Raw genomic sequence first — 22,887 nt, 5'->3', positions numbered from 1 at the left:
CGGTTTGGTGTTAAAAGTCAGAGTCAAAGGATGTTTTGCGGCATGAGTTATTTAAGTGAGGTAGAAGAAGAGCTTGAATCCTGGGAACGAAAAATAAAGAAAAAATCTTCTATGGTTTCGCGCTCAGCAAAAAAAATACAAAATCGGATTAACGATAGAATACCTGAACGTATCCATTCGATCGTCACAAATGGTATTAAAACAATGGTCCAAGGTGTTCTGGTTGGAAATACGTATACTGTTAAAGAACCAGATATCAATCAACCTCTTCAAGTGAGAGATGAAAAAGCAAGACGGTTAATTCTTAAGTATAAACGTATTGCTGCTACAGAAGGAGCAGGTACAGGCGCAGGTGGGATCCTTCTTGGTTTAGCTGATTTTCCTTTGCTTTTATCCATAAAGATGAAATTCCTTTTTGATCTTGCCAGTGTTTATGGATATGATGCTAAGAAATTCGAAGAAAGAGTGTTTATTCTTACGATTTTTCAACTTGCTTTTTCAGCAGATGAGGCGAGAAGAAGCAGTTATGAGCGCATCGCTAACTGGGATGATACGCTTAACCAGCTGGAAATAAGAAATAAATTCAATGATGAACATGATTGGAAGTCGTTTCAACTCGAGTATAGAGATTATATCGACCTTCCTAAATTACTTCAGATGATTCCTGGCATTGGAGCGATTGTCGGAGCTTATGTGAATTACCATTTTCTCGACTGGCTAGGTGAAAATGCTATGAATGCTTACAGGAAGCGCATCATTGAGGTAAAAGATGAAGAACAATAGACAATGAAAAGGCCAGCCGGATGTTCCGGCTGGCCTCTTTGTATCAATTATCTTATTCGAAGCGTGCGTCGCTAAGAATGCGATCCATTTCTTCCATATGGTGTGTTTCATCAGCGATCATATCATCAAGCTTCACAACTAGTTCAGTAAATCCTAGTTCCTCTGCTTGCTTTTTACGTTTTTCATAACGATCGATGGTATCTTTTTCAGCCGTTCTAGCTTCAATAAGCATTTCTTTTACATCAGTAAGTTGTTTTACTTCTGCAGGAGCAGTTGTTGGTGTACCGCCAAGTACTTTAATTTTCTCTGCAAGGTAAAGAGCGTGGCCCTGTTCATCTGCAATTTCACTTTCAAAGAATGGTTTTAGTGTTTGACGATATAAACCAGATACAACAGCTGCATTGTAAGTGTACATGATGCTAGCAGCGTATTCATTTGCTAGATCCACATTAAGTCCATCAATTAGTTCTTGTTTTTTGTCGGCCATTCTAAACATCCTTTCTAAATCTGTTCTGTTTTGGTTCCATATTAATTTTACCCTTCCACTCCGTTAATAAAACATAAACATTGAAAAAGATAGGAACAATAGGATGGATGTTTGACTGATAGTAGGAGGGGTAATATTCAACTATGTAAATCACAACTAGTTAATTTATAGGAGGGCTTAAATTGAGTAAAATAGCAGTACTTATGACAAGCATGTTTGAGGATGTAGAATATACAAAACCTGCTGAGCAGTTTAAGAATGCAAACCATTCGCTGACAGTAATTAGTACAGAAGCTGGTCAAGAATTAACGGGAAAGCAAGGCGAGGCTAAAGTAATATCCGATAAAGGAATCGATGAGGTAAATGCGGAAGATTTTGACGTTCTTTTTATTCCAGGTGGCGTTTCACCTGATGAACTGCGCGCAGATGAACGATTTGTTGCATTTACGAAAAAAATGATGTTTCTAAATAAGAAAACTCTTGTGATCTGTCATGGTCCACAGCTGCTCATTTCTGCTGAAGTATTAAATGGAAGAAACATTACAGGATTTAAATCCATTCAAACAGATCTAAAATATGCGGGTGCCAATGTGTTTGATGAAGAAGTGGTTGTCTGTGGTGGAAATTTAGTTAGTAGTAGAAATCCAGACGATATTCCGGCATTCATTGAAAAATCTCTGGCTGTTATGGACAACTGATAAAAAGGAGTGGAAGTAATGAGTGAAAAAAATCATTTAGTTGATAAAGATAGTCAGCTCGATGTAAATAAAGTTGATGATACATTAGATCGCATGAGCGATGACAAAATGGATGATATTCTCTCCAACTTTGAGGACTTTAAGAAATACCTTGCCACTAGAGTCGAAATCGGAGAAAAATTAGGACTTAGTGAAGAAGCGCTAGCTCAAGCTGCAGAGAAAGTAGCGGGTTATCTCGCGAAGAAGGAGGAGCCTAAGAATAGAGAAGAAAAGCTATTACAAGAGTTATGGCTCGTGGGAAGTAAAGAGCAACGTCATGAATTGGCCCATCTTCTTGTACGAATGGTTCTAACTAAAGATAAGTAAAGGCAAAGCCGCTGCTGATACAGCGGCTTTTTTAAAAAGAATTTTATGAGGTGAAGAACTTCACAGAGTTTGGAGAATTGAAAACGGTGAAAGGCGCGATATTATGAATAAAAATAATTTTTTTAGCTCCTTGCCAGGAGCATTAAAGCAAAAAAAAGTGTGGTTTCCACTTGTACTCAATGCATTTGGACTATTCATTGCCGTTTTGGCCATCATGTTGTTTTCAGAGTTAGCAGAAGAAATATTAGAAAAAGAAACGATACAATTTGATCAAGCGATTATTTCTGGCGTAGATGGCATTCGTTCCGATGGATTATTAAATGTGATGGAATTTGTAACAGAACTTGGCTCTGTTTGGTGGATTTCAGTGGTTTCTGTTGCGACTGTAGCTTTTCTATGGTTTAAACTACGTGATGGTTGGAGCATTCTCTTTTTCGTCATAGCACAGGCGGCAGGCGGACTTTTAACGACAGAACTCAAACATTTCTTTGCTAGGTCAAGACCTTCTATCGATGCTGCTTATGATGCAGTGGGGTATAGTTTCCCTAGTGGACATGCGATGGGATCTTTTCTACTATATGGATTTATTGGTTACCTTATTGTAAGAAGCCAGAGGAGTAGAACGACAAAGTGGTTAAGTGGAACACTTGTATTCTTCTTCATCGCACTGATCGGATTTAGTCGAATCTATTTAGGTGTTCATTATCCAAGTGACGTTCTAGCAGGTTATGCAGCTGGTACACTCTGGCTATTTGTTTGTATTTTCTCTCTTGAATGGGTTCTTTGGATTAAGAGATCCTCGTTAACATTGGGTTCATTCAGAAAAATTTTCTCCAGTAAGAACAGTTAAGTATGCAGGCAATACTTCGAGCGTTGACGGAGTCGTATAATGACGTTCTCCGTCACAGTCGATATTTTGCTCTGGATCAGCTTCTATTTTTAAACTTTTTGTTTGGAAATGAATGATATCTTCGTTAAATCGCGACTGCTTGAAAACCTTTGATTGAAAAATGGACCAAAAAGTTGGAAGAGACGTTTCTTTAATGATTAAGACATCAAATTCACCATCTTGCAGGTTATTTTCAGGGAAGAAAGCTTGGATCCCGCCAGTAAATGGACCGTTCCCTACGATCATCATGACAGCTTCCCCTTCAAAATTCTGCCCATCGGCATCTACTTTAAGATGAAAAGGCTGTGGATTGTTGATCGTTTGTGCAGTACTAATGTAGTAAGAAAGCCTTCCGAAAACTTCTTTTGTATCAGGATTAATGTTCTCAGAAGCCTGAGTGATTAAGCCGATTCCCCAGAAATTCAAGAAATACTCATCATTTGATCGACCTACATCAATAAGGGAACGGTTATTTTCTAAAAGCTGATCAACAGCTAGGAGTGGATTCTGGTTGATTCCGATTGCTCTAGAGAAGTCATTGCAAGTTCCTCCAGGAATAATACCGAAAACAGGACGCTTCTCTCTTTGGCAAATCGCATTTGCTAATTCATTTATGGTCCCATCCCCACCAGCCCCAACGAGAATGTCTACTTCGTCGCCTAGCTCTGCGACTAATTCAGCACCATGTCCTTTGTATTCAGTTTTATAAAGGGAAACCTGATCATAGTTTTCTCGTAACCTTTCTTGGATCGTATCAATTTGATTGACCATTTTAACATTTCCAGCTTTGGGATTTAAGATAATGGCTACACGTGTCAAGATAATGACTCCTTTCGTATAATCTCCCTTTCTTATTCCCTTATATTCAGTGAAGTACACACGGATAGTAGAATTCGAAAAAAGTTGATTTCGAATTCAATTGGCTGAACACCTCCACATAGTACCTATCGCAATTGGTTGAGAGACTGGACTGATTGACATTGGACTCATTTCTCATGACAATTCACTTCTTAGGGAATTATACTAGTTGGAGGATACATATTTTGACGAGTAGGAGCTTGCAAATGAAGAATATTTTAAGAATTTTCAAGAAAGATTGGAAGGGAATTGGATCGAATTGGGTAGCTGCAATTCTATTAGGCGGTCTCATTATTCTACCTTCTCTTTATGCTTGGTTTAATATTGGAGCATCATGGGATCCTTATAGTCAAACGGATCAGCTTCCGGTTGGCATTGTCAATGAAGACAAGGGGGCAACCATTCGGGATAAGGAGATTGATGCAGGTGGAGAGTTAACGAAGGAATTGAAAGATAATGACAGTCTTGAGTGGCATTTCTCAAATCGAGAAGCTGCGATGGATAAGCTTGAGTATGGGGACTATTTTGCAGTGATCGTCATTCCAGAAGACTTTTCAGAGAAGCTTGGGACAGTTATTAATGATGAACCTGAGAAAGCGGAAGTAGAGTACTATGTAAACGAAAAAGTAAATGCGATCGCACCAAAGATCACTGAAAAAGGTGCGAGCGTCATTGTAGATCAAATTACAAGTAACTTTGTATCGGTTGTAAATGGGACGATCTTTGATGTATTTAATGATTTAGGAGTAGAATTTGAAAAGGACTTATCAGACATAAAACAATTTGAGGAATATGTCTTCAAACTAGAAGAGAACCTTCCAGAGATCAATCGTTTGATTTCCGATGCTCTATCTGACTCGAGAGATGCTGAAAATGTGATAAATAAAGTTCAAGGACTTCTTCCGGAAGCTCAGCAAATTACGAGTGAAGGCATTAGCACGATTGATGAAACCACACAATTTTTAAATGAGTCAGAAGATCGATTGAATAAGCTTGCACCCCAAGTAGAGGAAGATTTAACTAAAGCTCAACAAACAGCTGAGGACGTAAATAAGTTCTTATCGGATTTAAAATCGCCAGATATTGATTTATCCTCAGTAGAAGAAATAAGAAATCAGATAAATCAACAAGTAGATGACTCTGTTCAGCGTATTGATGATGTTCAGGGCGTATTGAAGCAAGTACAGGAAGCTAGCGATAATAACGAGAATGTGGAGTCGCAGGAAGAAGGAGAAGAATCTCGTCAACAGAGAGCACAGGAGCCTTCCGCTAACTCGCAGCAGCAAGAGGTTATCGATGAGGCAATTGCTGATCTTGATCAAGTTAAAGAACAGTTACAGACCATTAAAGCAGATAGTGGTGAAATTGGATCTACTTTAGCTGATAAGCAAGAAGAAATAGATGATATTTTAACAACTCTTCAGGAAAAATCCGGAGAAACAGCTGATCGAATCGATTCATTCTTAAAAGAGTACAAGGAAGACATTGAGCCTCGTGTTCTTGCTGAAGTGGCAAGTGCGAAAAAGACGTTATCGAATGCTCGATCGACGTTAAAAGAGGCGCAAACCACCATCCCTGAAGTGGAACGAATTCTTTCAAGTACTGAAGAGAATATAGGGGAAGGTCAAGATATTTTAGCATACATGTTAAATGAATATCCTTACGTAAATGATAAAGTGAACCAGCTTGCGGATCGAATCAGAGAGATTCAAGGAGAAACAGATATTAACGAGATCATTGATTTACTGAAGAATGATCCTATGGCAGAGCAAAGCTTTTTCGCAGAACCTATTGTGTTAAGTAAAAATTCACTCTTCCCGATTCAAAATTACGGTACAGGTATGACACCGTTCTATACTGTTCTATCATTATGGGTAGGGGCACTTCTTCTTGTTTCATTACTTACCACTGAAGCCACTGGTTTTGAAGAAGCGTCGAATCGCCAAGTGTATTTCGGAAAATTATTGACGTTTATTAGCATTGGTTTCCTTCAAACACTTGTTGTAACGTCAGGAGATCTCTTTATTCTAAATGTAGATATCGTAAATCCTGTTCTTTTTGTACTATTTGGACTCGTGATTAGCTTTGTGTTCATGTTAATGGTTTATACTCTAGTTGCTGTATTTGGGGATGTAGGTAAAGCGATGGCTATTGTCTTTCTTGTTCTTCAAATTGCTGGGTCAGGTGGAACGTATCCAGTTGCTTTGCTACCAGAGTTCTTTCAAGCAATCCATCCTTATTTACCATTTTCGTACGCAGTAGATTTAATGAGAGAAGCAGTAGGAGGAATTGTATGGGCACGAGCAAAAGAAGATTTATTCTTTTTGGGAATTTTTTCTGTTGTGTTCCTTCTCATAGGAGCGGTACTTAAGGAAGTTATCATTAAAAAGACGAAGTATTTAATGAAAAAGTCCAGAGAATCAGGGTTATTTCATTAATATCCTCTTTGAAGAAAAAGCAGCCTGTCAACTGACAGGCTGCTTTTTCTCACTCTGCTTCTTCTTTTGGAAGGCTTTCTTCGTTAATTTCTTCTTTAAACGCATACGTAAATGTTAGAGCAACGAGTACCCCACCGCCAATCAGGTTACCGATACTTGCTGGAACAAGATTAAAGAACAGGAATTCCATCCAAGAGTATTCCGAGCCATGAATAAAGGATGTGCTGAAATAACCCATGTTGGCTACACTATGCTGGAAATTTCCTGCCACAAATATAATGACAGGAAGTGTAGTAGCAAGAACTTTACCTGTTAAATCACGAGCTGCGGTAGCAAGAAACGCAGCCATTCCAATAAGCCAGTTCGCAATAATACCTGAGAGAAGAATTTGAAACCACCCTACCGTTCCATGAGATAGGAATTTCATTTTGTGCTCTGTATATGTAGCTAATTCGCTATAGAATTCAGGGGATAATGATCCTGATGCAACGACAAGAGCACCTACCAGCAGGGCACCTAGTAAGTTACCAAAATAACAAACTATCCAAAACTTCATAATATTCTTAGGAACCCAAAATCTTCTTTGGAGGATGTACGTAGGAAGGAGTACGTTAACTTCAGTAAAAAGAATGGCTCCCGAAATAAAAACAATCGCGTATCCTGTTACAAATCCTATTCCTGAAAGAAGATTACTAACACCTTCCGTTTCAACTCCCATAGCAATTAGAACAGAGAAAATAGCTCCGAACGTAACAAATGCCCCAGCTAGGATCGATAAAATAAACTGCCGATTCAGTGGTCTGGCGCTATGAGACTCCCCTTTTGCGATAAATGTTTCAACAATTTGGGCCGGAAAATAAAATTGTCTTTCAGGATATTTTACTTGTTTGTCTTTTTTGTTAGAATTCGCCACAATAAATCTCCTATCTATTTCTTGTCCTATTATTTTCGTTCTTGTTTTTTGGACTAAACTGACGAATGTGCTTTTACTTTGCCATTAATATAAAAAAATCCAGATTTGCTGTCAACAAGTTAGATTTCCTGGGAAATCAACTCAAAGTTTGTCTGAAATAAGCGAGGTGAATGGTCACCTCGCTTTCATTAAAATTTCCAGTATCCCGTTTTCCCATAGTGCGTATGAAGGTCTTCTTCGAAACGGCGAGTAATGGGTTCGTTTAGACGGAATTCTGGTGATTGACGAACTTCTTCTTTTTTTATATTTACAACTACCGATCGATCTTGCCAATGAATGTCATGAATCCATTTTGTAGAAAGCAGTACTTCTTTTCCGGAAAACCAGTTTTTAGTATCGACAATGATATATCGAAGCTGCCATGATTCTTCATCAAAAATGAAATCTTTAACATGACCAATTTCACCGTCAGTCGCCTGAATGTGGTATCCAGCTACTTCATTAGTACTTCGCAAGTGATTTTCTTCGTCTTGTTTAGAATGATGCAAAGTTGAATCAGCATCAGGTAAATCATCAGCCATAAACGGTCTTGGATACATCCCGTTACCCCAGGCGTTAGTTCCTACCCAATAATAAGGCCAGCTAAAATGGCGGTTCAGTTCCATTTCGTGTTTTCTAGAAATAGGTTGATCGGTATCAATATCAGGGCTTTCACTTACTTCTTCAGATGTAAGCGAAACTGAAATAGCTTCATTCTCATGATTCAATTGCTCGATTGAAATCGGAGAAATCAATACCTTTCGACCAGGTAACCATTTGTGTGTATCGACAACAAGATACCTTATAGTCCAATGTTCATCATCGAAATAGAGCTCTTTTAAGACGCCTTTTTGGCCATCTTTTGTATCGATCGTGTATTTATTCACTTCACTCTCGCTTACTAACATGAGGCTCACTCCTATATGAATAATTCACTTAAGCTAAAAACTACCCGACCACGTTAAGAATTAAACCGAATCTGTTTTTTCGACTTGATAAGTTTTAAGATATGGCTTTCCTGAAAAGATCGTTTTTGGAAGTCCTTTACTTGTGTTACGATTTTTGTGCGCTGTTTGATAAGCTTCAGAAGTTTGCCAATTCTTGAAGTCCTTCTCAGTATTCCAGAATGTGGCGACGATATATGGATCGTTATGAACTGGACGTAAAATTCGAATTCCTTGACACCCGGGTTCATTTTCCACTTTCCCAGCGCGGTTTTTAAACCTATCTTCAAATATCGCCCGTTCACTTTCCTCAACAGGAATATGGTTTAAAACAACAAAACCAGGATCAGTTACCTCGCCTTTTTCGTCCATTAATTCGTATTTCTTAGCGTTTTTGAAAAAAGTTTCGGAAGACGTTTCGTGATAAAGTGCAGCACCATCAGAATTAGAAAAAAGCTTTACATTTTCTCCGTCATGATCTTCTTTTACCTTTGATAAATAGTCGTAAGTTCCATATGTAACGTAAACGTTCATCTTATTCATCCTTTCAATGAAGTGATCAGGGAGAATTGCCTGATACTTTACCCTTATTTGGCAAAAACTAAACAGAATCGTCATTGTATATAGTACAAATATAACATTATTTCATGTAAGCTTAGCTGTAATTAAGTTAATAAGGGAGTGCCTCATAGAATGAAAAAACTCGGCATAGGCTTAATCGCAACATTAGCTGTATTCCTCATTGGGTTATTAGGGTATTTGGGGATATTACTTGCTGGAAACTATGTCATCGACGAAAAAAAGCTTGTGATGAATTCAGCTACCCAACTTGTAGATGAAGATGGGGAAATTATTACGAAACTCTATTTTGAAAACCGTGAGCCGGTCTCAATAGATGATATTCCAGACCATGTTCAGGAAGCTTTCGTTGCAACAGAAGATAGCCGATTCTACGATCATCATGGTCTTGATGTAAAAGCAATTGGCCGAGCGCTTTATCGTGATATTCTTGCTGGAAAAAAAGTAGAAGGCGGAAGTACGATTACACAGCAATTAGCGAAGAATGTTTTTCTAACTAATGACAAATCTTGGTTGAGGAAAACGAAGGAAGCTGTTATCGCAATTAATTTAGAACGTAATTACAGTAAAAAGAAGATATTAGAAATGTATTTAAACCAGATTTATTTTGGACATGGTGCTTATGGCATACAGTCAGCTTCGATGTTGTTTTTTAATAAACCAGTCTCAGAGTTAAGTGTTGAAGAAGGTGCCATGTTAGCTGGGCTTCCGAAAGCACCTTCAAATTATTCACCAATTAATCATCCTGAAGAGAGTAAAGAGCGTAGAGATTTAGTGCTATCTTTAATGGAGAAACAGGATTATTTAACACCAAAAGAAGCGGTTCGACTTCAAGGAAAGACGCTATCTCTTGATGTGGCAGAAGTAACAAAGGAAGCAGCTTTCCTTACGTACATTGATATGACGCTTCAAGAAGCGAAGACTCGATTTAATCTTTCGAATGAAGAAGTATTACGTGGTGGATATAAGATCGTAGTTCCAATGGATAAAGATTTGCAGAAAGCAGCTTATGAACAATTTCAAAACGGAAAGCTTTTCCCAGGAAGTGATCCTAACAATCCGCCTCAAGGGGCTCTCTCGATGATGGATGCAAAGAGTGGTGGAGTAGTAGCGGTTCAGGGAGGTCGTGATTATGTTCAGAAGGGTCTTAACCACGTGACCTCAAAGAGGCAGCCTGGATCTGCATTCAAGCCTATAGCCGTATATGGGCCAGCAATTGAGAAAAAGGAATACAGTCCTTACACATTATTAAAGGACGAAAAGACTGACTACGATGGGTACTCTCCATCTAACTATAATAACCAATACGCTGGTCAACTCTCTCTTTATGATGCTGTCAGAGTATCTGCTAACGCACCTGCAGTTTGGTTATTAAATGAGATTGGAATTTCATATTCAAAATCTTTTCTTGAAAAAAGTGGCCTTTCAATTGAAGATAATGATTTAAAAATCGCTCTTGGAGGGATTGATAAAGGCGTTTCTCCCTTTGAAATGATGGAAGCCTATCGTCCGTTTGCTCAAGAAGGAAAGCATGTCGATCCCTATTTTATTAGTAAGTTATACAATAATGACGGCAAGGTAGTAGGTGAAGCAAAACAAGAGGAAGAGAAAGTATACTCCAAACAAACGGCATGGTATATGACAAGAATACTCGAAGGTGTCGTTAAGAATGGTACCGCCACAAGTGGAGAAGCAGATGTTGCTATCGCTGGTAAGACTGGAACAACTTCGTATGAGGGAGTATCGGGTGGTTCGCGTGATGCCTGGTTTGTCGGTTTCACACCAGATTTGGTGGGTGCAGTATGGATGGGGTATGACCGGACAACGGAATCACAGTATCTGACGGGTGGAAGTGAATATCCGGTTCAACTTTTTAAAAAGGTGGTAAATACTTCAATCGATGAGAATAGTACTAAGGAATTTAGTAAGCCTTCAGGATTGAAAGATATGGAAAAACCTATTACCCTGCCAAAAGTGAATGATTTGAAGGCAGATTTTGATTTCCTTTATGGTCTTCCCGCCGTCAAATTGAATTGGACAGCATCCTCTGATGATCGTATTGTTTATCACATCTATGAAATAAAAGATGGGGAGAGAAAAAAGATAGCTGAAGTTGAAGGAAAAGGGGAATATACAAGAAACTCGATCTCATTCTTTGGATCTGTATCTTATCAAGTAGTTCCTTATAATCCGTTAACAGAGCAAGAAGGAGAGGCATCTAATGAAGCTTCCGTCAGTTTGTTTGATAGGTTTAAAGGTAATGAAGAAGAGAAAGAAGATAAAAAGATAGAGGAAAAACAGGTAAATGAGTGAGGATTTTCACTTAAACGATCGGTTACTTATGGTAAAGTAGACGATGTAAACGGCTTCAAAGTTGGACGATTTTATGACTTTTTTCTTCAATATCTGTACACTGAAGCTTACGATCGCTATAGTATGTAAGGATGTAAAAAAGTACGTTTTGCAATTAGAAAGGTGGACAAGCATGAATAAAGCATCATTTAATGATCAATTTCTTCGGGCATGCCGAGGAGAAGCGACAGATCATACACCTGTCTGGTATATGAGACAAGCAGGTCGATACCAGGCTGAATATAGAAAAATTAGAGAAAAATATTCATTTCATGAAATGAACCTAAACCCAGAAGTAGCGGCTGAAGTGACGCGATTTGCCGTTGAACAGCTTGGTGTTGATTCAGCTATACTATTTGCAGATATTATGACGCCACTTCCATCTATCGGTGTGGATGTAGAAATTAAATCAGGTGTAGGCCCTGTTATCGATAATCCCATTAAGAGTAGATCTGATATTGATCGACTAGGTGAACTTGATCCACTGAAAGATATTCCTTATGTAATGGAAACTATTAAGATGCTACGGGAGCAATTGTCTGTTCCTTTAATTGGATTTAGCGGAGCGCCGTTTACTGTTGCAAGCTATATGATTGAAGGTGGACCCTCTAAGAATTATCATAAAACTAAAGCATTCATGTATTCTGATCCAGAAGGATGGTTTCAGCTAATGAATAAGCTTGGGGATATGACAATTGCTTATCTTACAGCTCAAGTAAAAGCGGGTGCTCAAGCTATCCAGTTATTTGATTCATGGGTTGGTGCGTTAAATGATATGGATTATCGGACGTATATTGCTCCTGTTATGAATCGCATTTTCTCTGCTTTAAAAGAACTGAATGTCCCACTGTTAATGTTTGGCGTTGGAGCGAGTCATCTTATTCAGGAATGGAACAAGCTCCCTGTTGATGTAATTGGAATAGACTGGAGAATTTCAATTAAGAAGGCGAGAGAAGTTGAGGGGATTAAAAAGCCGCTCATGGGGAATCTCGAGCCTGCACTTCTACTTGCACCGTGGGAAGTCATTGAACAAAGAACAAAAGAAATTCTTGATCAGGGGATGGAGACGCCAGGATTTATCTTTAATCTAGGTCATGGGGTGTTCCCACAAGTTCAAGTTGAGACATTGCAGCGTTTAACGAATTTTGTACACGAATATACGCGTAAGAACAGTTAATGGAAATGGGGGAGGTATGGCATGAAGCGAACCATTGGCCTTTTAGTTATGGCTTACGGTACACCGCGAAGTGAAGCAGAAATTGAACCATACTACACACATATACGTCGGGGGAAGCGACCTACAGAAGAAATGTTGGAGGATTTGATTGAACGGTATGAAGCGATTGGTGGTATATCTCCCTTATCGGATATAACAACAAAACAGGCTCAAAAGCTAGAGGATCGTATGAATGAAGAATTTGGCGAAGAGGTAGAGTTTAAGAGCTATCTTGGCTTGAAGCATATTGAACCTTTTGTAGAAGATGCCGTTCGGAATATGCAGAAAGATGGGATTGAGGAAGCCGTTAGTCTTGTTCTTGCTCCGCATTACTCTACATTAAGTGTAAAGACCTATAATGAACGAGCGAGAGCTGAAGCAGATAAACGGGGCTTCCCCAATATCTATGCGATCGACCAGTGGTACAACGAGCCTAAGTTCATCCAATATTGGGTGAATCAATTACAATCGTGTTTAAGTCAGATTGATGCTAAGGAAAAAAAGAAAACCATTGTTATATTCTCTGCTCACAGTTTGCCTGAGAGAATCTTGCAGAACGGGGATCCTTATCCTGGCCAGCTAGAAGAAACGGCAAAGCATATTGCTGAAAGAGCTGGGATAGAACATTATGCCATTGGCTGGCAGAGCGAGGGCAATACGCCAGATCCGTGGATTGGGCCAGATATTCAAGATTTAACTCGAGACTTATTTGAGCAAGAAGGTTACACAGGATTTATTTACTGTCCTGTAGGATTTGTCGCTGATCATCTCGAGGTGCTATATGACAATGATTACGAATGTCAACAAATGACCAATGAACTTGGTGCAGCCTATCATCGTCCGGAAATGCCCAATGCAACGGATGAATTTATAGAGATATTAGCCACAGTTGTAAAGCATGAACTAATAAAAAAGAAGATGATACAGTATGAGTAAACAAACAAAAAAAATCGTGATTATCGGAGGCGGGATTACTGGATTAACCGCCGCCTATTACCTTCAAAAAGAGATGAGGAACGAAAATCGATCCTATGAAATCACGTTACTTGAAGGCAAAGATCGTTTAGGTGGAAAGATTCAAACGGATACGACAAATGGCTTTGTGATTGAACGTGGTCCTGACTCCTTTCTTGCTAGAAAGGAAAGCGCAGCACGTCTTGTGAATGAAGTGGGAATGGGAGATCAACTTGTTCCGAATTCCACTGGACAGGCCTTCGTATTAAATAATGACCAGCTCTATCCGATTCCAGGTGGAGCAGTAATGGGAATCCCAACGGAGCTTTCTCCATTTATCTCGACAAAGCTATTTAGCTTAAAAGGGAAAGCTAGAGCAGCAGGAGATTTAGTTCTTCCGAGGAGAGAACAGGGAGAGGGAGATCAGTCACTTGGACTATTCTTTCGAAGAAGACTTGGGAATGAGGTTGTTGAGAATTTAATCGAACCTTTACTGTCAGGTATTTATGCAGGAGATATCGATAAACTCAGCCTTATGTCAACTTTCCCTCAATTCTCAGAAGTGGAAAGAAAGTACCGTAGTTTAATTCTAGGGATGAAGAAGACGACACCACCTTCTCGCCGAAGCACTGGTAAGAAAAAGCCGGCTTTTCTTACGGTCAAATCAGGTTTACAGTCATTTGTTATGGGGATTGAAAGATGTTTAACAGACGTTAACATTAGAAAAAATGTTAACGTGGATCGATTAAAGCAAAATGAGGCCGATGGATCTTACACGCTTAAGACAACAAACGGCGAGGAGTTATCGGCTGATTCTGTTATCATCACGACCCCGCATCAGCAGGTACATCATATGTTACGAGACCATCAGGAAGTAGCTCCACTAAAGGAAATGCCTTCCACAACGGTTGCAACAGTTGCAATGGCTTTCCCTGAAGAAGCCATAAAAAAGGCAATGGACGGAACAGGATTTGTTGTATCTAGAAACGCTGATTATACGATTACCGCCTGTACCTGGACACATCGTAAGTGGCAACATTCTGCACCAAAAGGAAAAGTACTTCTTCGTTGTTATGTAGGTCGAGCAGGTAATGATGGAATTGTTGAGAAAAGTGATGAAGAAATCGTTCAGACAGTATTAAACGATCTGAATCAAATTATGGAAATTGAAGGCCACCCTGAGTTTTACCGAATTACGAGATGGAGACAATCTATGCCGCAATATGAGGTTGGCCACCGTAATAGAATTGAAACCGTCATTTCAGGAATTGAAAAGAAAATGCCGGGCGTTTTTCTAGCTGGAGCTTCATACAATGGAGTAGGTCTCCCGGACTGTATTGATCAGGGGGAGGCAGCTGTAGCCTCAGTTCAAAATTTCTTCAAATAATAAGGAAGGTTCACCGAATGCGGTGAACCTTTTTTATATTTCTATTCGCTATAATTTACTTAAAGGAGTGGATTTTGTAGAGATTAACAAATGTTATACTGGAACTATTATCTATTTTTGTTAGTGTAGAAGAAACTCTAATGGTAGAATGTAAATGGCAACAATTAGTAATAAAGGAGTACGAATCATGTCGGAAATGGCAAGGCCCTTACTTATTAATATTTCAATGCTCTTTTCAGTCTTATTTCTCTGGAATATGGTCATGCCATTTACAAGAGCAAGCTCGATTAACCTGAAAGAGAAAATAATTTATGGAGTGATCAGTTCCTTGATGGCTCTGCTTTGTATGCTCTTTCCGTTAGAAAAATTCGGAGATACAGTATTTGATTTAAGAGTTGTTCCTCTTATTCTTGTAACATTATACGGTGGCAAACTGCCTGGTCTCATTTGTATGATCACGATTTCTGTAACACGAACTTGGATGGGTGGAGAAAATGCTTGGGTTGGAGTTCTTATTGCGATTGTTGGGTTTCTCATTGCAATTGGATTTATGAACTACTTTCAAAGATCAATCCGAAAGTGGAAAGGGATTATTTTCACAGGAATTCTATTTATCATTTCGTATATTGCCATCATTCTTATTTTCTTAGAACCGTTAAAAACCTATTTTTATCCGATCTATTTCACGTCATTTGCAATCGCCTATTTCATTATTTTCTATTTAACTGAACGACTTGTATTAATAAATATTCAACTTCAAGAAACGGTTTATCTTGAGAAACTATCAGTTGCGGGAAAAATGGCTGCTGCTATCGCTCATGAAATACGGAATCCGCTTACGACTGTTAAAGGTCTTCTGCAGTTTATTTCGGCTGATACAGCGGACACCAAAGTTCAAAATTATGCCCCATTGATGCTGGAAGAAATCGAGCGGACGAATAAAATCATTACAGATTATTTGATGCTTATCAAACCTTCAAAAAGTGACTGTGAACAAGTAGATTTGAATAAAATTGTCAGAGATACAGTTGCATTAACGGAAGTATTAGCCTCGTATTACGCGGTTAAGATTCAATATGATGAAAAGGGCGAATTTCATATATGGGGTAATTCCCAAGAATTAAAACAATGTTTAATAAACGTTATAAAAAATGCAATTGAATCAATTGAAGGAGAAGGATTGATTCATGTTGCTTTGCAATACGGAACAAAAAGAGGTACGGTAGATATCGTTATTCGTGATAATGGAGCCGGGATGAGCAAGGAAGAGCTTGAAAAGATCGGACTTCCATTTTATACAACAAAATCGAAAGGAACTGGCTTAGGTACAATGATCACGAACCGGCTAATTCGAAATATTGGTGGAAGAGTGAATTACACAAGTTTACTAGGCGAAGGAACGACGGTTACAATAACACTACCAACCACAAAGCAATAGGGGGATAATGATGACGTTCGATCGAAGAAAAAGCATTTTAGAAGCAGCAGAAAAATCTTTTTCCATGTTTGGTTATAAAGCAACGACAATGGATCAAGTCGCTAAAATTGCGAATGTAGGAAAAGGAACCATATATACCTTTTTTAAAAATAAAGAAGAGCTATTCAATGAAATTGTAAGAGGTATGGTGTTGGAGTTGAAGGGGCTTGCTCAAGATTCCATTCATAGAGAGGAGTCCTTTTTTGTCAATCTTCATCGTGCTCTTTATAGTGTGCTGGAACATCGGAAGGAGCATAAATTAGCTATAAAGCTATCTCAAGAAGTGCGTGAGATTGGAACGCCTGCAGCAATGGACGCCCTTGATCTTGTTGAGAAAGCCATTCTTTCTTTTCTAGAACAAGAAATCGAGAGAGGTATTTCTGATGGTGAAGTGAAGAAGTGTGATCCTTCTCTTACAGCATTTCTTATGTTTAAAATGTATATTGCACTCATTTTTGACTGGGAAAAAACTCATTCTTCATTTACGAAAGAAGAAATTGCAAATCACCTGGAATTTTATATGATGAGCGGGATTAAATTGAAGTAGCAGTATCCAAAGAAAGTGGAATACTGCTATTGCTATTCTAACGAAACGGTGTTATATTACTTTTTGTAGCAAAAAATGACCATAATTAAAAAATGGTCAATCGAGGCGTTTTTATAAAAAGAACATTGCTTTTTTTTGGTTTAAAATGACCAATTGAGAAATTTGGTCAAACAGACAGGAGGACAAAAATGAAAAAATCATCTCGGCTATTTCGGTCAGAATGGTCGTCATTGTTAAAAAATAAAAAAATCTTAATTCCCGTTATTGCGGTGTTGTTTATTCCAGTAATGTATAGTGGAATGTTTTTGTGGGCATTCTGGGATCCTTATGAAAATTTAGATCAAATTCCCGTAGCTGTTGTTAATAGTGACAGTGGGGCAGATTTCGAAGGGGAACATCTTGAAATCGGTAATGAATTAGTAGATAAACTGAAAGATGAACCGGAATTCAAGTGGGATTTCGTAGATGAAGAAGAAGCGAACAAAGGGCTTGAAGATCAAACTTATTATATGAAAATTCAAATTCCCGAGAACTTCTCTCAGAAATCGACAACTGTTCTTGATGAACACCCGGATAAACTAAACCTTGAATATGTTCCCAATGAAAGCTTTAACTTTCTAGCTGGACAGATCGGTGGAACGGCTGTTAGTGAAATTAAATCTCAAATTGCTGAGAACATCACTGAAAATTACAGTGAGCTTGTCTTTGATAAGTTCAGTGAAATAGCTGATGGTTTATCGGAAGCAACAGATGGTGCAGGTGAGCTTGCTGATGGCTCTTCCGAATTAAAAGACGGTACACAGCAGTTGAAAGACAACTTAGCCTCTCTCAATGAAGGGTCAATTGAGTTAACCAACGGCATTAGTAGTGCAGAAAGCGGGTCCATTGATCTTGCAAATGGCATTAGTAAGGTAAATAAAGGTACAACCGATTTATTAAACGGTTTAAAAGAAAAACAACCAGAAGTTAGTGAGCTAGCTGATGGAGCTTCAAGAGTAAGTAATGGGCTTGGAGAACTTAGTACTAAAATGGGTGAATTTAAAGTTGGCCAAGAAGAACTTCTATCTGGTGTTAAAGAAAGCCGCGCTGGAACGAAGCAGTTAATGGCTGGATTAGATCAATCTGTTGCAGAATTAGAAAATAGTTCATTACCAGAAGTTGATACAGAAGGATTAAAACAGTCACTAACGAGTGGAGTAACGAATGCAACTGCGGTACCTAAAGAACTGCAAGGCGTAATTGAATCAATTCAAGCAAGTGATCAATATACGGATGAGCAGAAGCAGGCGCTAATTAGCCAGCTTCAACCGATTGCTGAGAAATCTGGTTCAGCGGCGAAGTCAGTTGGAGAAGTAGCAACGACATTTGCTAACGCTTCAGATAAACTTTCAGGTGTATCTTCTAAGATGAATGCTCTATTAGAAGGACAAAGGAAACTTGCTCAAGGTGCTAGTGGTCTTTATGAAGGACAAGGAAAACTAGAAGATGGACTCAGTGATCTTGGTGATGGCATTAATCAAGCAGAGTCTGGAATTGCTCAGCTTCAAGATGGAGCAATGCGGGTTGCAGATGGTAACGATACTGTAGCGACTGGTTGGAACAGCATGATTGATAATGTTGGCACAATTAACTCAGGAATGAATGGACTATCTAGTGGTTCACAAGAGCTTGTGAGTGGGCTATCAGAACTAGAAGGTGGTTCGTCTGATTTATCATCCGGTGCAGGTCAATTAGCGGATGGATCTAAAGATCTTGACAGCGGGGCACAGAAACTCACAGATGGTACAACAGAGCTTCGTGATAAACTTGGCGAAGCGGCTGAGGAAACTTCTAATACAAATGCTGATGATGAAACGTACAATATGTTTGCTGATCCAGTAAATGTAGATACAGAAGCCGTCTCATCTGTACCAAACTATGGAACAGGTTTTGCGCCATACTTCCTTTCACTTGGTCTATTTGTAGGAGCGCTACTTATGTCCATTGTGTTCCCACTTCGTGATCCGGCTGGAAGCCCACGTACAGCAATTGGATGGTTTATGAGCAAATATGGCATTCTACTATCTGTTGGAGTGATTCAGGCGCTTGTGTCGGATGCGCTTCTATTATACGGATTGCAAATAGAAGTACAGAGTATTCCATTATTCCTACTCTTCTCTATTGTATCCAGTCTCGCTTATATGGCGTTGATTCAGTTCTTTGTTACAACGTTAGGAGATCCAGGGCGATTTGTAGCGATCATTGTTTTGATCTTACAATTAACAACAAGTGCAGGTACATTCCCGCTTGAGTTAATTCCAGAAGGACTACAAATCTTTAACACATGGTTGCCAATGACGTATACAGTTTCTGGTTTGAAAGCCGTCATTTCAAGTGGTGATTTTGATTTCATGTGGCAAAATGTATATGTTCTCTTAGGATTTATTGCGATCTTTGCTATTGGAACCATTACCTTCTTCTTTGTAGAATTGAAAAAGCGTAAAAAGCATGGCTTGGAACCAGCTATGAATGAATAATGAAACAAGGAGGCTGTCTCTATCATTTGATAGAGACGGCCTCTTTTCTTTTGATAAATGAATGGAAAAACGATACAGTAATAGTAAGAAAGTTGTGATGAAGCGCCATTGAGGGTTTCATATTAGGTTATGGAAGGGTAAGTATTATGAAGTTATGGATTTTTCGGGAGGCAGGAGAGGCGATAGAATGATTACTTTCGAGCATATTAGTAAGAAATTTGCTGATGGTACTGAAGCACTAAAGGATATTAATTTACATATTGAAAAGGGCGAGTTATTAACGCTCATTGGTCCAAGCGGCTGTGGAAAAACGACTACAATGAAGATGATTAATCGATTAATAGAGCCAAGTGGTGGACAAATTTATATTGATGGAAAACCAATATCGGATCAGGACCCGGTTGAACTAAGAAGAAGCATTGGATATGTCATTCAACAAATTGGACTTTTGCCACATATGACAATTGCTGAAAATATTGCCTTAATTCCCAAACTGAAAAAATGGGACAAAGATAAAATAGATAAGCGCGTCGATGAAATGCTTAATCTTGTAGGGTTAGAACCTTCTATTTTTCGGTCTCGCTATCCACTAGAATTGAGTGGCGGTCAACAGCAAAGAGTTGGTGTCATTCGTGCACTTGCAGCAGAACCACCAATTATTTTGATGGACGAGCCATTTAGCGCATTAGATCCTATTAGTCGAGAACAGCTTCAGGACGAGCTTGTAAAGCTACAGAAAGAAATTCAGAAAACAATTGTTTTCGTTACGCACGACATGGATGAAGCTATGAAAATCGCCGATCGCATTGCCATTATGAAAGATGGCGAAATACTTCAGCTAGATACGCCGGATCGCTTGCTACGCCACCCTAAGAATGAATTTGTCCGCAATTTCATAGGTGATGAACGAATGGCTAAAGGGCAAGCTCCAACAGCTGTCGATTTAATGATTAGAAAAGTAGCAACTGTGAAAGAAAGTAGAGGTCTTGCAGAAGCGTTCCGTCTAATGAAATCAGAGCGAGTCGATAGCCTGGTTGTAACAGGGCCAGAGCAGGAATATATCGGTGTCGTTACGCTAGAACAGGTTCAAAACCATTATGGTGATGATGGGAAACGAATTGTGGATGTGATTGAAGTGATCGAGTCCATTAATGAGAGCACGCTCTACCCTGAAATAGCGAAACGATTTGCTAAAAATCAGCCGATCAGTATCCCTGTAGTTGAAGATAATAAGCTTACAGGATTAGTTACAAGAAGTAGTATGATGCGAGGGTTAGCAGGACTTGAACAATATGATCAAAGAGAGGAGGGAAGCCTGAATGAATGACGAGAATTTTTTCATTCTATTTATTGAGACGATGCAGAATCGTTGGGATGATATACTAGTAGCACTTCAGGAGCACCTATTCCTTTCGTTCATCTCTATTGTGATTGCCATATTAATATCTGTTCCACTTGGTATTTTTATTTCACGGAGAAAGAAGCTAGCGGAGCCATTCATTGCGGTTGCAGCTATCTTTCAAACAGTACCAAGTTTAGCCCTGTTCGGGTTTCTTATTCCATTTCTAGGGATTGGAAACATAACTGCTATTATTGCTTTAACGGTTTACGCGCTTCTTCCAATCCTCAGAAATACGTACACTGGCATCACTTCCGTAGATCAATCTTCTATTGAAGCTGGAAGAGGGATGGGTATGACGAATATGCAAATTTTGATGAAGATTGAAGTGCCTCTTTCTCTACCGGTTATTATGGCTGGTGTCAGAACAGCTACTGTCCTAACAATCGGAGTTGCAACTCTCGCTACTTTTGTAGGTGCAGGAGGACTTGGCGATATTATATATCGTGGTCTTACCTCGAATAAAGATGAGCTCGTATTAGCTGGTGCACTTCCTGCAACTATTCTGGCTCTTGGATTTGATTTAATTCTAAAATTATTAGAAAATGCGGCAACTCCTAAAGGAGTTAAAGCAAAAAAATAAAGGGAGAGATTCGTTTGAAGAGAATTACCTTACTTTTACTAGGAGTTGTAATGGTTCTTGCTGCATGTGGAGGAGATAGCGGAAGTGAAGAAAGTGATCCGATCGTTATTTCCGGTAAGCCCTGGACTGAGCAATATATCTTACCACACCTTCTTGCGGAGTACATAAAGGCTAACAGTGATTATGAAGTAGAGGTTGATGCAGGTGTTGGTGAAGTAAATATTCTACAACAGGCGCTTATCGATGGTGATATTGACATGTACGTGGAATATACAGGTACAGGTCTTGAAGCGGTACTTAAGGAAAGTGCTGAATCAGATGAGTCAGCTGATGAGATTTTTAAACGCGTGAAAAAAGGATACAAAGATGAATATAATCTTGTTTGGCTTGAACCACTTGGATTTGAGAATGGCTACACGCTTGCTATGACTCAAGACACAAATAAAGAGGTAAATGCAAAAACGTTCTCGGACATTATCCCAGCTTCAGATGATATGGTATTTGGTGGACCACACACGTTCTACGAAAGAGAAGATGGTTACGATGCCCTAGTAGAAGCTTATGGTTTTAATTTCAAAGACGAAGTGAGTCTTGATCCGAATATCATGTACGATGCTTTAAATGAAGGTGAAGTCGATGTGATTCCTGCCTTTACAACTGATGGACGAATTGCTCGTTTTGATCTTGCAACAACTGAAGACGATAAGCAATTCTTCCCACCATATTATGCTGCGCCAATTGTTCGACAGGAAGTTCTTGATTCACATCCTGATCTTGAGAAGGTTGTGAACGAATTTGCTGGAAGTATTTCAGAAGAAGAAATGTCTGAAATGAATGCAAAAGTGGATATGGATGGAGAAGAGCCTGAGGATGTTGCAATGGAATTCTTGAAAGAAAAAGGATTGATTGATTAATAAAAAAAGCGAGATGAGGAATTCCTCATCTCGCTTTTTCATTTATGTTATTCAGCTGGTTTTAAATCTTCAATAGAATCAGCTTTAACGTATGATGGAACAACAAGTCCTGTTTTCGCACCTTCAAGGTTTACTCCAAGACGGTCCATGTTGTCACCATATTCATCTAGAAGGTCAGCGTGTGTAATTGGAAGCCATCCAGCTACCATTGCGTCAGCATCACCTTCAGAAACAGCGATGAACATAGAAGCTGCATCAAGTTGAGTTAATTTAACCTCATAGCCTACGCTCTCAAGAACTTTAGCTACTACGTTCGTACTTGCGATTTCAGAATCCCATGCTACATATGCAAGTGAGATTTCTTCACCGTCTACTTCATCAGCACCTTTAGTCCATTCTTTTACCATGTCGGAATGTTCGTCTACCCAGTTTTGTGCTGCTTCTTCAGGCTTAGCACCTTCCTGTACTTCGACCATAACATCGCCCATGTCTTCTGGAGTCCAGTTGAACTGATCAAGAATTGTATGAGCAGAAGGCTGATCTTCTTT

21 protein-coding genes are annotated in these 22,887 nt (G+C 39.1%); 15 read left to right on the top strand and 6 right to left on the bottom strand.

Annotation, left to right across the window (positions count from 1 at the left end; all coding sequences use genetic code 11):
* Positions 1–42 precede the first annotated feature (42 nt).
* Positions 43–783 (top strand): EcsC family protein, encoded by a 741-nt coding sequence (locus IQ283_RS09700; protein WP_194219993.1) that lies wholly within the window; start codon positions 43–45, stop codon positions 781–783.
* 52 nt (positions 784–835) lie between these two features.
* Here the strand turns inward: IQ283_RS09700 and IQ283_RS09695 are convergent, their stop codons facing one another.
* Positions 836–1,270 (bottom strand): ferritin-like domain-containing protein, encoded by a 435-nt coding sequence (locus IQ283_RS09695; protein ID WP_098446445.1) that lies wholly within the window; start codon positions 1,268–1,270, stop codon positions 836–838.
* A 182-nt stretch (positions 1,271–1,452) separates the two neighbouring features.
* Here IQ283_RS09695 and IQ283_RS09690 point away from each other — a divergent pair, with 182 nt between their 5' ends.
* From IQ283_RS09690 to IQ283_RS09680, 3 genes are all read left to right on the top strand, one after another.
* Complete coding sequence (locus IQ283_RS09690; protein WP_276511826.1) at positions 1,453–1,968, top strand: type 1 glutamine amidotransferase domain-containing protein; 516 nt, start codon at positions 1,453–1,455, stop codon at positions 1,966–1,968.
* Between the two features lie 18 nt (positions 1,969–1,986).
* Positions 1,987–2,334 (top strand): DUF3243 domain-containing protein, encoded by a 348-nt coding sequence (locus tag IQ283_RS09685; protein ID WP_194219992.1) that lies wholly within the window; start codon positions 1,987–1,989, stop codon positions 2,332–2,334.
* 103 nt (positions 2,335–2,437) lie between these two features.
* Positions 2,438–3,184 carry a phosphatase PAP2 family protein gene (locus IQ283_RS09680; protein WP_194219991.1) on the top strand — a complete coding sequence of 249 codons (747 nt, stop codon included), beginning with the start codon at positions 2,438–2,440 and terminating at the stop codon, positions 3,182–3,184.
* On the opposite strand, the gene IQ283_RS09675 is transcribed toward IQ283_RS09680, so the two are convergent.
* Positions 3,149–4,042 (bottom strand): diacylglycerol/lipid kinase family protein, encoded by an 894-nt coding sequence (locus tag IQ283_RS09675; RefSeq protein WP_194219990.1) that lies wholly within the window; start codon positions 4,040–4,042, stop codon positions 3,149–3,151. The genes IQ283_RS09680 and IQ283_RS09675 overlap by 36 nt on opposite strands.
* Before the next feature lie 245 nt (positions 4,043–4,287).
* On the opposite strand from IQ283_RS09675, the gene IQ283_RS09670 reads away from it, so the two are divergent.
* Entirely contained in the window at positions 4,288–6,519 is a 2,232-nt protein-coding gene (locus tag IQ283_RS09670) for a YhgE/Pip domain-containing protein (protein ID WP_194219989.1), read from the top strand.
* Positions 6,520–6,568: 49 nt separating this feature from the next.
* On the opposite strand, the gene IQ283_RS09665 is transcribed toward IQ283_RS09670, so the two are convergent.
* The 3 genes from IQ283_RS09665 to IQ283_RS09655 all read right to left on the bottom strand — a co-directional run bounded on the left by IQ283_RS09665 (position 6,569) and on the right by IQ283_RS09655 (position 8,949).
* On the bottom strand, positions 6,569–7,432 hold the full coding sequence (locus IQ283_RS09665; RefSeq protein ID WP_322098214.1) for a formate/nitrite transporter family protein: 864 nt from the start codon (positions 7,430–7,432) through the stop codon (positions 6,569–6,571).
* A 188-nt stretch (positions 7,433–7,620) separates the two neighbouring features.
* The gene (locus IQ283_RS09660) at positions 7,621–8,379 is read right to left on the bottom strand and encodes a PRC-barrel domain-containing protein (protein WP_194219988.1); all 759 of its coding nucleotides are present in this window, start codon (positions 8,377–8,379) and stop codon (positions 7,621–7,623) included.
* Between the two features lie 60 nt (positions 8,380–8,439).
* Positions 8,440–8,949 (bottom strand): antibiotic biosynthesis monooxygenase family protein, encoded by a 510-nt coding sequence (locus tag IQ283_RS09655; protein ID WP_194219987.1) that lies wholly within the window; start codon positions 8,947–8,949, stop codon positions 8,440–8,442.
* 159 nt (positions 8,950–9,108) lie between these two features.
* Here IQ283_RS09655 and IQ283_RS09650 point away from each other — a divergent pair, with 159 nt between their 5' ends.
* From IQ283_RS09650 to IQ283_RS09605, 10 genes are all read left to right on the top strand, one after another.
* Positions 9,109–11,307 carry a transglycosylase domain-containing protein gene (locus IQ283_RS09650; protein ID WP_194219986.1) on the top strand — a complete coding sequence of 733 codons (2,199 nt, stop codon included), beginning with the start codon at positions 9,109–9,111 and terminating at the stop codon, positions 11,305–11,307.
* A 172-nt stretch (positions 11,308–11,479) separates the two neighbouring features.
* A complete protein-coding gene (gene hemE, locus IQ283_RS09645; RefSeq protein WP_194219985.1) occupies positions 11,480–12,523 on the top strand; it encodes a uroporphyrinogen decarboxylase in 1,044 nt (347 codons plus the stop codon).
* A 21-nt stretch (positions 12,524–12,544) separates the two neighbouring features.
* Complete coding sequence (gene hemH, locus IQ283_RS09640) at positions 12,545–13,498, top strand: ferrochelatase (protein WP_194219984.1); 954 nt, start codon at positions 12,545–12,547, stop codon at positions 13,496–13,498.
* Positions 13,491–14,903 carry a protoporphyrinogen oxidase gene (gene hemY / locus IQ283_RS09635; protein ID WP_194219983.1) on the top strand — a complete coding sequence of 471 codons (1,413 nt, stop codon included), beginning with the start codon at positions 13,491–13,493 and terminating at the stop codon, positions 14,901–14,903. Before hemH ends, hemY begins: the two co-directional genes overlap by 8 nt.
* A gap of 187 nt (positions 14,904–15,090) precedes the next feature.
* The gene (locus IQ283_RS09630) at positions 15,091–16,341 is read left to right on the top strand and encodes an ATP-binding protein (protein ID WP_194219982.1); all 1,251 of its coding nucleotides are present in this window, start codon (positions 15,091–15,093) and stop codon (positions 16,339–16,341) included.
* Positions 16,342–16,351: 10 nt separating this feature from the next.
* Positions 16,352–16,927, top strand: a complete 576-nt coding sequence (locus IQ283_RS09625; RefSeq protein ID WP_194219981.1) for a TetR/AcrR family transcriptional regulator — start codon at positions 16,352–16,354, stop codon at positions 16,925–16,927.
* Positions 16,928–17,115: 188 nt separating this feature from the next.
* Positions 17,116–19,443, top strand: coding sequence for a YhgE/Pip domain-containing protein (locus IQ283_RS09620; RefSeq protein WP_194219980.1), 2,328 nt, complete (start codon positions 17,116–17,118; stop codon positions 19,441–19,443).
* A gap of 187 nt (positions 19,444–19,630) precedes the next feature.
* The gene (locus IQ283_RS09615) at positions 19,631–20,770 is read left to right on the top strand and encodes an ABC transporter ATP-binding protein (protein ID WP_194219979.1); all 1,140 of its coding nucleotides are present in this window, start codon (positions 19,631–19,633) and stop codon (positions 20,768–20,770) included.
* Positions 20,763–21,425: an ABC transporter permease gene (locus IQ283_RS09610; protein WP_194219978.1), complete on the top strand. Its 663-nt coding sequence runs from the start codon at positions 20,763–20,765 to the stop codon at positions 21,423–21,425. Before IQ283_RS09615 ends, IQ283_RS09610 begins: the two co-directional genes overlap by 8 nt.
* A gap of 14 nt (positions 21,426–21,439) precedes the next feature.
* Positions 21,440–22,339 carry a glycine betaine ABC transporter substrate-binding protein gene (locus IQ283_RS09605; protein ID WP_242057315.1) on the top strand — a complete coding sequence of 300 codons (900 nt, stop codon included), beginning with the start codon at positions 21,440–21,442 and terminating at the stop codon, positions 22,337–22,339.
* A 47-nt stretch (positions 22,340–22,386) separates the two neighbouring features.
* On the opposite strand, the gene IQ283_RS09600 is transcribed toward IQ283_RS09605, so the two are convergent.
* The coding region (locus IQ283_RS09600) for a glycine betaine ABC transporter substrate-binding protein (RefSeq protein WP_276511824.1) at positions 22,387–22,887 on the bottom strand (501 nt) is incomplete at its 5' end.

It is taken from the genome of Pseudalkalibacillus hwajinpoensis (genome assembly GCF_015234585.1).
In the GTDB taxonomy this organism is placed as follows: Bacteria; Bacillota; Bacilli; order Bacillales; family Guptibacillaceae; genus Guptibacillus; species Guptibacillus hwajinpoensis_B.
This window is presented reverse-complemented; position numbering and strand designations above follow the sequence as displayed.

Excerpts from the sequence above, each read along its gene's own strand:
- IQ283_RS09700 (WP_194219993.1), top strand. The coding sequence starts at position 43 with ATGAGTTATTTAAGTGAGGTAGAAGAAGAGCTTGAATCCTGGGAACGA.
- IQ283_RS09695 (WP_098446445.1), bottom strand. The coding sequence starts at position 1,270 with ATGGCCGACAAAAAACAAGAACTAATTGATGGACTTAATGTGGATCTA.
- IQ283_RS09685 (WP_194219992.1), top strand. The coding sequence starts at position 1,987 with ATGAGTGAAAAAAATCATTTAGTTGATAAAGATAGTCAGCTCGATGTA.
- IQ283_RS09680 (WP_194219991.1), top strand. The coding sequence starts at position 2,438 with ATGAATAAAAATAATTTTTTTAGCTCCTTGCCAGGAGCATTAAAGCAA.
- IQ283_RS09670 (WP_194219989.1), top strand. The coding sequence starts at position 4,288 with ATGAAGAATATTTTAAGAATTTTCAAGAAAGATTGGAAGGGAATTGGA.
- IQ283_RS09660 (WP_194219988.1), bottom strand. The coding sequence starts at position 8,379 with ATGTTAGTAAGCGAGAGTGAAGTGAATAAATACACGATCGATACAAAA.
- IQ283_RS09655 (WP_194219987.1), bottom strand. The coding sequence starts at position 8,949 with ATGAACGTTTACGTTACATATGGAACTTACGACTATTTATCAAAGGTA.
- IQ283_RS09650 (WP_194219986.1), top strand. The coding sequence starts at position 9,109 with ATGAAAAAACTCGGCATAGGCTTAATCGCAACATTAGCTGTATTCCTC.
- hemE (WP_194219985.1), top strand. The coding sequence starts at position 11,480 with ATGAATAAAGCATCATTTAATGATCAATTTCTTCGGGCATGCCGAGGA.
- hemH (WP_194219984.1), top strand. The coding sequence starts at position 12,545 with ATGAAGCGAACCATTGGCCTTTTAGTTATGGCTTACGGTACACCGCGA.
- hemY (WP_194219983.1), top strand. The coding sequence starts at position 13,491 with ATGAGTAAACAAACAAAAAAAATCGTGATTATCGGAGGCGGGATTACT.
- IQ283_RS09630 (WP_194219982.1), top strand. The coding sequence starts at position 15,091 with ATGTCGGAAATGGCAAGGCCCTTACTTATTAATATTTCAATGCTCTTT.
- IQ283_RS09625 (WP_194219981.1), top strand. The coding sequence starts at position 16,352 with ATGACGTTCGATCGAAGAAAAAGCATTTTAGAAGCAGCAGAAAAATCT.
- IQ283_RS09620 (WP_194219980.1), top strand. The coding sequence starts at position 17,116 with ATGAAAAAATCATCTCGGCTATTTCGGTCAGAATGGTCGTCATTGTTA.
- IQ283_RS09615 (WP_194219979.1), top strand. The coding sequence starts at position 19,631 with ATGATTACTTTCGAGCATATTAGTAAGAAATTTGCTGATGGTACTGAA.
- IQ283_RS09610 (WP_194219978.1), top strand. The coding sequence starts at position 20,763 with ATGAATGACGAGAATTTTTTCATTCTATTTATTGAGACGATGCAGAAT.